The organism is Streptomyces sp. NPDC127068 (assembly GCF_042724695.1).
In the GTDB taxonomy this organism is placed as follows: Bacteria; Actinomycetota; Actinomycetes; order Streptomycetales; family Streptomycetaceae; genus Streptomyces.
Genome location: NZ_JBHXEN010000036.1, coordinates 59,067 through 69,372 on the forward strand (window position 1 = coordinate 59,067; position 10,306 = coordinate 69,372).

Sequence of the window (10,306 nt, forward strand, 5' to 3'; positions counted from 1 at the left end):
GAGCCGGAGCCAGAGCCGGAGCCGGCATCGGAACCAGAACCGGACCGGCGGATCGGAGGAGACCGGGTGAGTCACGACGGCCCCCATGACGTGGTGATCGTGGGCTCCGGGGCGGCCGGGCTGTGCGCGGCGCTGGCCGCCGCCGTCGAGGGCGCGAGCGTGCTGGTCCTGGAGGGCAGCGACCGGTGGGGCGGCGCCACCGCCGTCTCGGCGGGTCAGGTGTGGGCCCCGGCCAACCACCACATGGCCGAAGCGGGCGTCGCCGACGACCCCCGGGACGCCCTCGCCTATCTGCTCGGCCGGACCCGCGGTCGTGATCCCCACCTGGCCGCGGCGTTCGTGGACGCGGCGCCCCGGATGATCCGCTTCCTGGAGGAGCACGCGCCGATCCGCTTCACCCCGACGACCCTGCCCGACTCCTTCGCCGAAGCACCCGGCGGACGCACCCACGGACGCAACCTCGAAGTCGCCCCGGTGTCGTTGGGCGCCCTGGGCACCGCGGAGGACCTGTTCTGGCCGCCCCCCTTCTTCGCGCCGGTGGTCACCAACGAGGAGATCACCCGGCTCCGCCTGGTCACCGGGGGAACACCCCCACCGGGCCTGATCGAGGAGCGGACGGCAGCCGGCCGGGTCGCCCTGGGGCAGGGACTGGTCGTCGGACTGCTGCACGGCTGCCGGGCCCGCGGCGTCGACCTGCTCCGCGGCCACCGGGTCACCGGACTGCTCACCACGGGCGCGCCCGGAGCGACCGCCGTCACCGGCGTCCGGATGGCCGGGGGCCCGGAGTTCCGTGCCCGGCGGGCGGTCGTCCTGGCCTGCGGCGGCTTCGAACACGACAGGGCCCTGTGCGCGCGGCTGTTGGACGGACCCTACGCCCATCCCGTGACGCCCCCGGTGGGCCGCGGTGACGCACTGCGGCTGGCCGCCGGCGCGGGCGCGGCGCTCGCCCACACGGGGGAGTGCTGGTCCTGGCCCGTCACCCAGCGCCCGGACGCCGCCTGGCCCGACGGCACCCCCAGGCCCGAACTGACGCTCGCGGAGCGCATGCTCCCGCACGTCATCTGGGTCAATTCCGCGGGCCGGCGCTTCGTCAACGAGTCCAGCCACAACGTCGCCCTCGCCTTCGCCGAACTCGACCCCGCCACCGGGCACCCGCGCAACACCCCGGCCTGGGCCGTCGCCGACGCCCGCTACCGGGCCCGCTACCCGTTCGTCGGCGCCCGCCCCGGACAACCGCTGCCCCCGCACGCCGTCGAAGCGGCGACCCCGGCCGAACTCGCCGCCCGCACCGGCATCGACCCCGGGACGCTCACCGAGACGCTCCGGCGCTTCAACGAGTTCGCCGCCCGGGGCCTCGACCCCGACCACGGCCGGGGAACCACCCACTACGACCGTGCCGGCGGGGACCCCACCGCACCCCACCCGAACCTCGGCACCGTCGCCGAACCCCCGCTGTGCGCCGCCCGGATCCTGCCCGGCTCCGTCGGCACCAAGGGCGGCCCGCTCACCGACGAGCAGGCCCGGGTGCTGCGCTGGAACGGCGATCCCCTGCCCGGGCTGTACGCGGCGGGCAACGCGATGGCGGGCGCGATCGGCCCGGGCATCGTCTCGCCGGGCGCGACCATCGGCTCCGCCCTCACCTGGGGCTGGATCGCCGGCACCACCGCGGCCCGCGGCGCCGGCGGCTAGCGAGGACGGTCCCCCGGCCGCCGCCGCTCAGCGCCGGGCGGTCACCGTGCCCTGCACCGCGAACAGTTGCTCCTCGACGTGGTCCAGGGCCAGCCGCAGCGCACCGGTCGCGACCGCCGCCTCGCCCAGCATCGACAGGGCCACCTTGGGCGCGCGCAGACAGTACCGCTCCAGCTCCCGCCGCAACGGCTCCAGCACGCCTTCCAGCCCGGTCGCCCACCCGCCGACCACGACCAGTTCCGGATCGAGGGCCAGCACCAGCGCGGCGACGTTGTGGACCAGTCGCCGCATGAACCGGTCCACGGCGGCCCGGGCGTTCTCGTCGCCCTCCTGGGCGAGGGCGAAGACCTGCGCCACGGCCTGCTCGTTCAGCGGCTCCAACGGCTTGCCCGTGGTCGACAGCAGCGTCTCGGGCGTCACCTCCCGGCCCAACAGGTGCAGGGCCCCGATCTCGCCCGCCGCACCACCGAAGCCCCGGTGCAGCCGCCCGCCGATCAGCGATCCGGCGCCCGGACTGAGACCCGCGAGGACGAAGACCACGTCGTCGGACTCCTTCGCGGCGCCCTTCCAGTGCTCCGCGACCGCCGCCGTGTTCGCGTCGTTCTCGACCAGGACCGGGCACTTGAAGGACCGCCGCAGGCGCTCCCCCAACTGGAGGCCCGTCCAGCCGGGCAGTGCCGCGCCCAGCTTGATCACGCCGTCCGCCTCGATGATCCCGGGCGTGCCCACGCCGACCGCCCACAGCGAACTGCGGGCCACCCCGGTGCGCCGCAGGGTGTCCGCGACGGTGGTCCGCAGCCGCTCCAGCCGCTCGTCCGCCGGGGCCTCGATGGTGACCTCCTTGGTCCCCGTGCCGAGGACCCGGCCGTCCAGGTCGGCGAGGATCACGGCGACCCGGTGCGGGCCGAGCTCCAACCCCAACAGATGGCCCGCCTCGGAGCGGAAGCGGAACCTCCGGGCCGGTCGCCCCTGCCTTCGTGCCGTGCCCTCCTCGGCGGCCGTCTCGACCGCCAGGCCCGCCTCGATGAGACCCTCGACCACGCCCTCGACCGTCGGCCGTGACAGGCCCGTCACCCGGGTTACTTCGGTGAGCGTCGCGGAGCCCGCCGCACGCAAAGCGTGCAGGACCACCGCGGAGTTGATACGCCGCAGCAGAGAGGGGTCCCCGCCGGTCAGCTGCCCCAACGTGTGTCCTCTCAGCTCGTGCTCGTATGGCCCGGATCGTACTTGTTACCGTGCGACCACGGCGAGCTTCGATGCAGTCCCGCAACCTCCCGGTAGGAAATCCGTTCTCCGCTCGGGTTTCCGTACCGGAGCGTCCGCGGTCCGCTCACCGCCCCGTACCCGGGTGCGCGCCCGTCCCTCATCCCGGTGACACGAACCCGGACTCGTAGGCCGCGATCACCGCCTGGGTGCGGTCCCGCGCCCCCAGTTTCGCCAGTACCGCGCTCACATGGGACTTCACCGTCTCGTTGCCGACGACCAGCCGGGCGGCGATCTCCGCGTTCGAGAGCCCCTGCGCCATCAGCCGCAGCACCTCGGCCTCCCGATCGGTGAGCGCCGCCGAGTCCAACGCCTCCGGCCCCGCTTCCGCGCCGGGCCCGTACTCCGCCGCCAACCGCCGCACGGCCGCCGGGAACAACAACGAATCGCCCTCGGCGACCAGCCGCACGGCGTGCACCACCTCTTCCGGCCGGGCCCGCTTCAACAGGAACCCGTCCGCGCCCGCGCGCAGCGCCCCGTACACGTACTCGTCGTTCTCGAAGGTCGTGACCATGATGATCTTCGGCGGCTCCGGGACCGTCCGCAACACCGCCCGGGTGGCCGCGATGCCGTCCAGGAGCGGCATGCGCACGTCCATCGCGACGACGTCCGGTCGCAGGGAACGGATCAACGGGATCACCGCCGCCCCGTCGGCCGCCTCCCCCACCACCGTGATGTCGGGCTGTGCTTCGAGCACCGCGCGCAGACCGGCGCGCACCAGGGGCTCGTCATCGACGAGGAGGACCGTCAGGGGCATCCCCTCAGCCTAAGGCCCCGCACTGACACCCCGACCCGCACCCCGGGGGAGCGCCCCTCACCCCAGGGGGAGTCGGGCCCGCACCCGCCAGTCGGCGCCCACCGGCCCGGTGTCCGCCCTGCCGCCCAACAGCGCCGCCCGTTCCCGGATGCCCCGCAGCCCGCTGCCGCCCCGGTCCCCGGAGATCCCCACCGGCGCCGGGCCGTCGACGTCCACGGGCAGCGGGTTGCGCACGTCGAGGTCCACGTGTCCGTCGAGCACCTGCACCCTGACCCGCACCGGAACCGGCCCGGCGTGCCGCAACACGTTCGTCAGGGACTCCTGGAGCATGCGGTAGCACTCGCGCGAGACGGGCCCGGGCAACCGGTCCACCGGGCCGGTCACCTGCGCGTCCACGCTGGCCCCGGACGCCCGCGCGGACTCCAGCAGGCGTTCCGCCTCGGCCAGGGTGGGCCGGTTGCTCGCGGCCCGCCCGGGCTCCCGCAGGATCGCCAGCACCCGTTCCAGGTCCTCCATCGCGGCCCGCCCGGTCTCCTCGATGGCGCCCAGCGCCCGCTCCGTGAACTCCGGGTTCCCCGCCGCGCGCGCCGCCCCCGCCTGCACCACCGCGACGGACAGCGCATGGCCGATCGAGTCGTGCAGTTCGTGGGCGATCCGGCTGCGCTCCAACAGCCGCTCGGTACGCTCCTCCAGCTGCGCGAGCTGCTGGGCGGGCGAAGGACCGAGCAGCCTGCCGGCCGCCGCCGCCACCGCGGCCCCGGCCAGGACGACGAACCCGAGCAACAGCGCCGTCGACACCGGAACGAGCAGCGCCGCCGCCCACCACGGCAGGGGCTCCGCCCACAGTGCGTCGATGTCGTCCGCGGACGCCCCGACCGCCCTCGCCACGAACGCCATGACCTGGGCCGTCGCGAACCCGGACACCAGCACCGTCAGACAGCCCACTTCGAGCCGCAACACCATCCACATCGAGGTCCGCAGCCGGTCCCGCCAGTTCGCCGAGGGCGCCGCGCTGATGTCCGGCGCCCGGTCCGACCGCCGCCCCCGCGCGTGCGGCCCCGGGAACAACATGTGCTGCGCCTGGAGGCCCTCCGCGCGACGCACCACCGGCACCCACCCGATCAGGGCCGCCGGCACCGCGGGCACCAGCGCCACCAACAGCCACTTGACGGGGCTCATCCCGGTCAACCCCGGGTACACCATCGCCGACGCGACGGCGCAGCATCCCGGCAGCAGCAGATGCAGCCAGCGCGTGTACACGACGGCGCGCAGCACGGGACGCACGAGCGCCCGGACGCCCGACCTGAAACCTCGGGAGGGCCCGGGCGGAGAGGACATGCCCGTCATCGTGCCAGGCGCACCCGCCGGGCGGCTCCCCCGCGCGGGGGAGCCGTTCTCCCCGCGCGGGGGAGGCGCACGCGCCCTCCCGACGGCCAGGCTGAACGGCATGAACGCCATCGACGTACACGACCTCACCAAGGTCTACGGGAAGAAACCGGCCGTCGACGGGCTGACGTTCTCCGTCGCCCCCGGCAAGGTCACCGGCTTCCTCGGCCCCAACGGCTCCGGCAAGTCGACGACCCTGCGGTTGGTCCTGGGCCTGGACCGGCCCACCCGGGGCAGCGCCACCATCGCCGGGAAGCGCTACGCCGGCCTGGGCGAGCCGCTGCGCCACGTCGGTGCCCATCTCGACCCCGGCGGCGCACACGGCTCCCGCACCGCCCACCACCACCTGCTGGCGCTGGCGGTCGCCAACCGGCTGCCGGCCCGACGGGTGGCCGAGGTGCTGGAGGAGACCGGTCTCGCCCCCGTCGCCCGACGCCGGGTGAAGACCTTCTCGCTGGGGATGCGGCAACGCCTCGGCATCGCCGCCGCCCTGCTCGGGGACCCGGCCGTGGTCATCCTGGACGAGCCGGCCAACGGCCTCGACCCGGAGGGCATCGTCTGGATCCGCGGCGCCCTGCGCCGCCTCGCCGGGGAGGGGCGCACCGTCCTCGTCTCCAGCCATCTGATGGCCGAGACCGCCGTGTTCGCCGACCACCTCGTCGTCCTCGGCGGCGGCCGGCTCCTCGCCGACCTGCCGATCGGTGAGTTCCTCGCCGAACGCGGCACCACCCGCACCCGGGTGCGCACCCCCGACGCGGCCCGGCTGGCAGCCGCGCTCTCCGCGGCCGGCCACCGCCTCGTCCCCGCGGACGAGGACTCCTGGACCGCCGAGGGCGTCACGGCCGCCGAAGTCGGCGCGCTGGCCGCCCGCGAAGGCGTGACCCTGCGCGCACTCGCCGACGAGGAGGCCACCTTGGAGGAGGCGTACCTCGACCTCACCACGGCCAGCGCCGAGTTCACCGCCCTGCCCACCCCCGCCCAGGAGGCCTGACCGTGTCGCCCACCGCCGTCCTGCACGCGGAGTGGATCAAGATCCGCTCGGTCCGCGCCAGCCTCGGATCGCTCGTCGCCCTGTTCGCGGTGTCCCTCACCCTCACCGGACTCGTCTACGCGTCGTTGCCCGCGGACAGCGGCGAACTCGGTGACGACCGGCTCCTCGCGGCCTTCTACGCCCTGAACTTCGCCCAGGTCGCGGCCATCGCCTTCGGCACCACGGCGATGTCCTCGGAGTACGTCCACCACGGACTGCGCGTCTCCCTCGCCGCCGTACCGAACCGCGACCTCTTCTTCGCGGCCAAGGCCGCCGTGATCGGCGCCGCCGCGCTCGTCGTGGGCCTGGCGACCTCGTTCGCCAGCTTCGCCCTCGGCCAGGGCCTGCTGGGGGACGACGGCATCGGCCTCGACCATCCCGGAGCGGTCCGCGCCTGCCTGGGGGGCGGCATCGGGCTCGCCCTGACGGCCCTGCTGGCGACCGGGCTGGCGGCCCTGCTGCGCAGCGGGGTCGCCACGCTCGGCATCCTCGTCCCGTTCACCCTGATCGTCTCGTTCGTGGTCGGCGACGTCGCCGGGGGAGCCGCCCAGTACCTCCCCGACCGCGCCGCACGACAGGTCCTCCTCGCCGACCCCGAGGGTGCGCTCGGTCCGTGGTCCGGTCTCGCTGTGGCCGCCCTGTGGTCCCTCGCCGCGCTGCTCGTCGGCTGGTGGGCGGTGCGCCGCCGCGATGCGTGAGGACGGGCGGGGCGGGGAGGTGACCGACCGCCAAGTGTCAGTGGGGCGCGCTTTACTGGAGCCCATGACCACCGCACAGCGCCTCGCCGCGATCGACCGGCTGTGCTCCCGGGAACCCGCCGCGGGGCACCCCGGTGCGGTGTCCGAGGGTCCGGCCCGGCCGGTCACCGACCTCACGCCCCCGGTCGCGCAGGGAGCGGCGGGCCCCGGGGAAGCGGAGGAGCAGCTGTACGCCGAGCGCGACGCCTTGGCCATGCCGCTGACCGCACGCCACGGCGAGCCGGACTTCATCGGCCTCCAGGGCGTCTTCCTCCGCAGCACCGACCCCGGCGAGGCGGTCCCCGAGCCCTGGCGCTCCCTCAGCTCCCGCGCGGGCGACGCCCTGGTCTGGCGGGTGTCCGCGCGCTGGTTGGTCCTCGCGATCACCCGGGAGGGCCCAGAGACCCCGCCCCGGCTCCTGGCGGCGGTCACGGCGGTGGACCCGCCGTAGTCCGCTACGGGCCCTGCGGGCCGTCGCCCAGCGCCGCGGTGCGCAAGCGTCCGAACTCCTCGGCCATCGTGGCGGCCGTCCAGTGCGCGTTCAGGCCACTGGGATTGGGCAGCACCCACACCCGGCTGCCCCCGATCACCGTCTCCTGCGGCCCGATCACGGCCCGCCGGTCACCGAAGGCCGCACGGTACGCGGTGACCCCGACCACGGCCAGCCAGCCGGGCCGCAGCCGCGCCACCTTCGCGGCCAACAGCCGACCGCCCTCGCGGTACTCCGCAGGGCTCAGCTCGTCGGCCCGCGCGGTCGCCCGCGCCACCACGTTGGTGATGCCGAGGCCGTGGGCGAGGAGTTCGTCCTGCTCCGCCGGACGCAGTTGCCGGGGCGTGAAGCCGGACAGGTGCAGCACCGGCCAGAACCGGTTGCCGGGGCGGGCGAAGTGGTGGCCCGTCGCCGCCGTCATCAATCCCGGATTGATTCCGCAGAAAAGCACCCGCAGGCCGTCCGCGGTCACGTCGGGGACGAGACGGTCGCGGGCGGCCTCCAGCTCGGCGGGGGTGAAGCGGGTCAGAGGATCGCTCCGGGGGCGTACCCGGCGGACTCCGGGAAGCGCTTGGTGAGCTCCTCCACCCGGGCGACCACGGCCGCGACCTGCTGGCCCGCCGCGCCCGTGAAGGACAGCTTGTCGGCCATCAACGCGTCGAGAGCGGCCCGGTCCAGGGGGATGCGGTCGTCGGCGGCGAGCTTGTCGAGCAGCTCGTTGCGCTCGGCGCCGCCCTCGCGCATCGCCAGCGCGGAGGCGACCGCGTTCTCCTTGATCGCCTCGTGCGCCAGTTCCCGGCCCACGCCGGCCCGCACCGCGCCCATCAGGACCTTGGTGGTGGCGAGGAACGGCAGGTACCGGTCCAGCTCGCGCGCCACCACGGCGGGGAAGGCACCGAACTCGTCGAGGACCGTCAGGAAGGTCTCCAGCAGCCCGTCCAGCGCGAAGAACGCGTCCGGCAGCGCGACCCGGCGCACCACCGAGCAGGACACGTCACCCTCGTTCCACTGGTCGCCCGCCAGCTCGCCCGTCATGGACGCGTAGCCCCGCAGGATCACCATCAGACCGTTGACGCGCTCGCAGGAGCGGGTGTTCATCTTGTGCGGCATCGCCGACGAGCCGACCTGACCCGGCTTGAAGCCCTCGGTCACCAGCTCGTGCCCGGCCATCAACCGGATCGTCTTCGCCAACGACGAGGGGGCCGCCGCGAGCTGCACCAACGCGGTGACGACCTCGTAGTCCAGCGAGCGCGGATAGACCTGGCCCACCGAGGTGAACGCCCGGGAGAAGCCCAGGTGGCCGGCGACCCGCTGCTCCAGCTCGGCCAGCTTGGCGGTGTCCCCGCCCAGCAGGTCCAGCATGTCCTGCGCGGTGCCGACCGGTCCCTTCACCCCGCGCAGCGGATAGCGGGCCAGCAACTCCTCGACCCGGCCGAACGCGACGAGCTGCTCGTCGGCGGCGGTCGCGAAACGCTTGCCGAGGGTCGTCGCCTGGGCGGCCACGTTGTGCGAGCGGCCCGCCAGCACCAGCTCCGCGTACTCGCCGGCGAGCTTGCCCAGCCGTGCCAGGACCGCCACCGAACGGTCGCGGACCAGCTCCAGGGAGAGCCGGATCTGCAACTGCTCGACGTTCTCCGTGAGGTCCCGGGACGTCATGCCCTTGTGCACGTGCTCGTGCCCGGCGAGCGCGTTGAACTCCTCGATCCGGGCCTTCACGTCGTGGCGGGTGACCCGCTCGCGCTCCGCGATGGACGCCAGGTCCACCTGGTCGAGGACCCGCTCGTAGTCGGCGATCGCCTCGTCCGGGACCTCGATCCCGAGGTCCTTCTGGGCCCGCAGCACGGCCAGCCAGAGCTGACGCTCCAGCCGTACCTTCCGCTCGGGGGACCAGAGGTCGGCCAGCTCGGCGGAGGCGTAGCGGCCGGCGAGGACATTGGGGATACGGGGCTTCGAAGGCGCAGCAGTCACGTGGAGGGAGTCTACTGGGCGGAACCTCTTGGTCAGCGCCCCGGTCCCCTTCGGAGGAAGCTACGAACCCGGGCGCGGTCCGCTGGCGGATGCGTCGTAGGGCAGCAGCTCGGGGCGCTTCGGGGGGCGTCCGTCGCCCGTGGAGCGGCCGGTGAGCCGGCGGCCGATCCAGGGCGCCAGGTGCCGCCCCGCGAAGCGGACGTCGGCGACCCGGCGCGCGGCCCAGGGCGCCGGCGCCGCGGGCGGCAGGGGCGTGCGCCAGTCCCAGGTCGCCGGTAGGCCCAGCGCCTGCCCGACCGCCTCCGCCACTCGACGGTGGCCCTCGGTGCTCAGGTGCAGCCGGTCCGCGTCCCACAGCCGGGGATCGCCGAGGACCGGTGCTCCGTACAGGTCCACCACGGTGGCGCCGTGCCGGGCCCCGAGGTCGTCGATCAGGGCGAACAGCTCCTCCATCCGGGGCCGGAACCGGTGCATGACCGGCCCTCGCCGTCCCGGGCTGCGCATCAGCACGAGCCGCCCGCAGGAGGGCGCGAGCCGGGCCACGGCCTCCTCCAGCTGGGCCCGGACCCGCCCCATGTCGCACGAGGGCCGCAGGGTGTCGTTGAGGCCGCCGACGAGGGTCACCACATCGGCCCGCATCCGGGCCGCGGGCTCCACCTGCTCCGCGAGGATCTGGCCGATCAGTTTGCCCCGCACCGCGAGGTTCGCGTACCGGAAGCCCGGGTTCGCGCGGGCCAGTCGCGCTGCCAGGAGGTCGGCCCACCCCCGGTAGGAACCGTCGGGCAGCCGGTCGGACATGCCTTCGGTGAAGCTGTCCCCGACGGCGACGAAGCTGGTGTGGGCGGCGGTGGTCTCCATAGCGGTGCGATGGTAACGCCGTGGGGGGGGGGGCCCGCGCCGGGGGCCCCCCGCCCCCGCGGGGGCGCGGGGGGGGGGACGGGGGGGGGGGGAACGCACCCCCCCACCGGCGCCCGGGGGGAGCCGGC

General features: G+C 74.7%; 10 protein-coding genes. 4 read left to right on the forward strand and 6 right to left on the reverse strand.

What is annotated here, in order from left to right:
* The first annotated feature begins 66 nt into the window (after nucleotides 1-66).
* On the forward strand, nucleotides 67-1,689 hold the full coding sequence (locus ACFWIA_RS22515; protein WP_387007816.1) for an FAD-dependent oxidoreductase: 1,623 nt from the start codon (nucleotides 67-69) through the stop codon (nucleotides 1,687-1,689).
* A gap of 27 nt (nucleotides 1,690-1,716) precedes the next feature.
* Here ACFWIA_RS22515 and ACFWIA_RS22520 read toward each other — a convergent pair whose 3' ends face one another.
* From ACFWIA_RS22520 to ACFWIA_RS22530, 3 genes are all read right to left on the reverse strand, one after another.
* Nucleotides 1,717-2,874, reverse strand: a complete 1,158-nt coding sequence (locus ACFWIA_RS22520) for an ROK family protein (protein WP_387007818.1) — start codon at nucleotides 2,872-2,874, stop codon at nucleotides 1,717-1,719.
* A 178-nt stretch (nucleotides 2,875-3,052) separates the two neighbouring features.
* Nucleotides 3,053-3,709 carry a response regulator gene (locus ACFWIA_RS22525; protein ID WP_387007819.1) on the reverse strand — a complete coding sequence of 219 codons (657 nt, stop codon included), beginning with the start codon at nucleotides 3,707-3,709 and terminating at the stop codon, nucleotides 3,053-3,055.
* A 57-nt stretch (nucleotides 3,710-3,766) separates the two neighbouring features.
* Entirely contained in the window at nucleotides 3,767-5,047 is a 1,281-nt protein-coding gene (locus ACFWIA_RS22530; protein WP_387007821.1) for a sensor histidine kinase, read from the reverse strand.
* Between the two features lie 109 nt (nucleotides 5,048-5,156).
* On the opposite strand from ACFWIA_RS22530, the gene ACFWIA_RS22535 reads away from it, so the two are divergent.
* From ACFWIA_RS22535 to ACFWIA_RS22545, 3 genes are all read left to right on the forward strand, one after another.
* Nucleotides 5,157-6,086 carry an ATP-binding cassette domain-containing protein gene (locus ACFWIA_RS22535; protein WP_387007823.1) on the forward strand — a complete coding sequence of 310 codons (930 nt, stop codon included), beginning with the start codon at nucleotides 5,157-5,159 and terminating at the stop codon, nucleotides 6,084-6,086.
* The gene (locus ACFWIA_RS22540) at nucleotides 6,083-6,823 is read left to right on the forward strand and encodes an ABC transporter permease (RefSeq protein ID WP_387007872.1); all 741 of its coding nucleotides are present in this window, start codon (nucleotides 6,083-6,085) and stop codon (nucleotides 6,821-6,823) included. Before ACFWIA_RS22535 ends, ACFWIA_RS22540 begins: the two co-directional genes overlap by 4 nt.
* A gap of 64 nt (nucleotides 6,824-6,887) precedes the next feature.
* Complete coding sequence (locus ACFWIA_RS22545; protein WP_387007825.1) at nucleotides 6,888-7,313, forward strand: hypothetical protein; 426 nt, start codon at nucleotides 6,888-6,890, stop codon at nucleotides 7,311-7,313.
* Between the two features lie 4 nt (nucleotides 7,314-7,317).
* On the opposite strand, the gene mug is transcribed toward ACFWIA_RS22545, so the two are convergent.
* From mug to ACFWIA_RS22560, 3 genes are read right to left on the reverse strand one after another with little or no spacing between them, the layout of a single operon-like run.
* Nucleotides 7,318-7,881, reverse strand: a complete 564-nt coding sequence (gene mug / locus ACFWIA_RS22550) for a G/U mismatch-specific DNA glycosylase (RefSeq protein WP_387007874.1) — start codon at nucleotides 7,879-7,881, stop codon at nucleotides 7,318-7,320.
* Nucleotides 7,878-9,320, reverse strand: coding sequence for an adenylosuccinate lyase (gene purB, locus ACFWIA_RS22555; protein ID WP_387007827.1), 1,443 nt, complete (start codon nucleotides 9,318-9,320; stop codon nucleotides 7,878-7,880). Before purB ends, mug begins: the two co-directional genes overlap by 4 nt.
* 60 nt (nucleotides 9,321-9,380) lie before the next feature.
* Nucleotides 9,381-10,178: an SGNH/GDSL hydrolase family protein gene (locus tag ACFWIA_RS22560; protein WP_387007829.1), complete on the reverse strand. Its 798-nt coding sequence runs from the start codon at nucleotides 10,176-10,178 to the stop codon at nucleotides 9,381-9,383.
* Nucleotides 10,179-10,306: the final 128 nt, after the last annotated feature.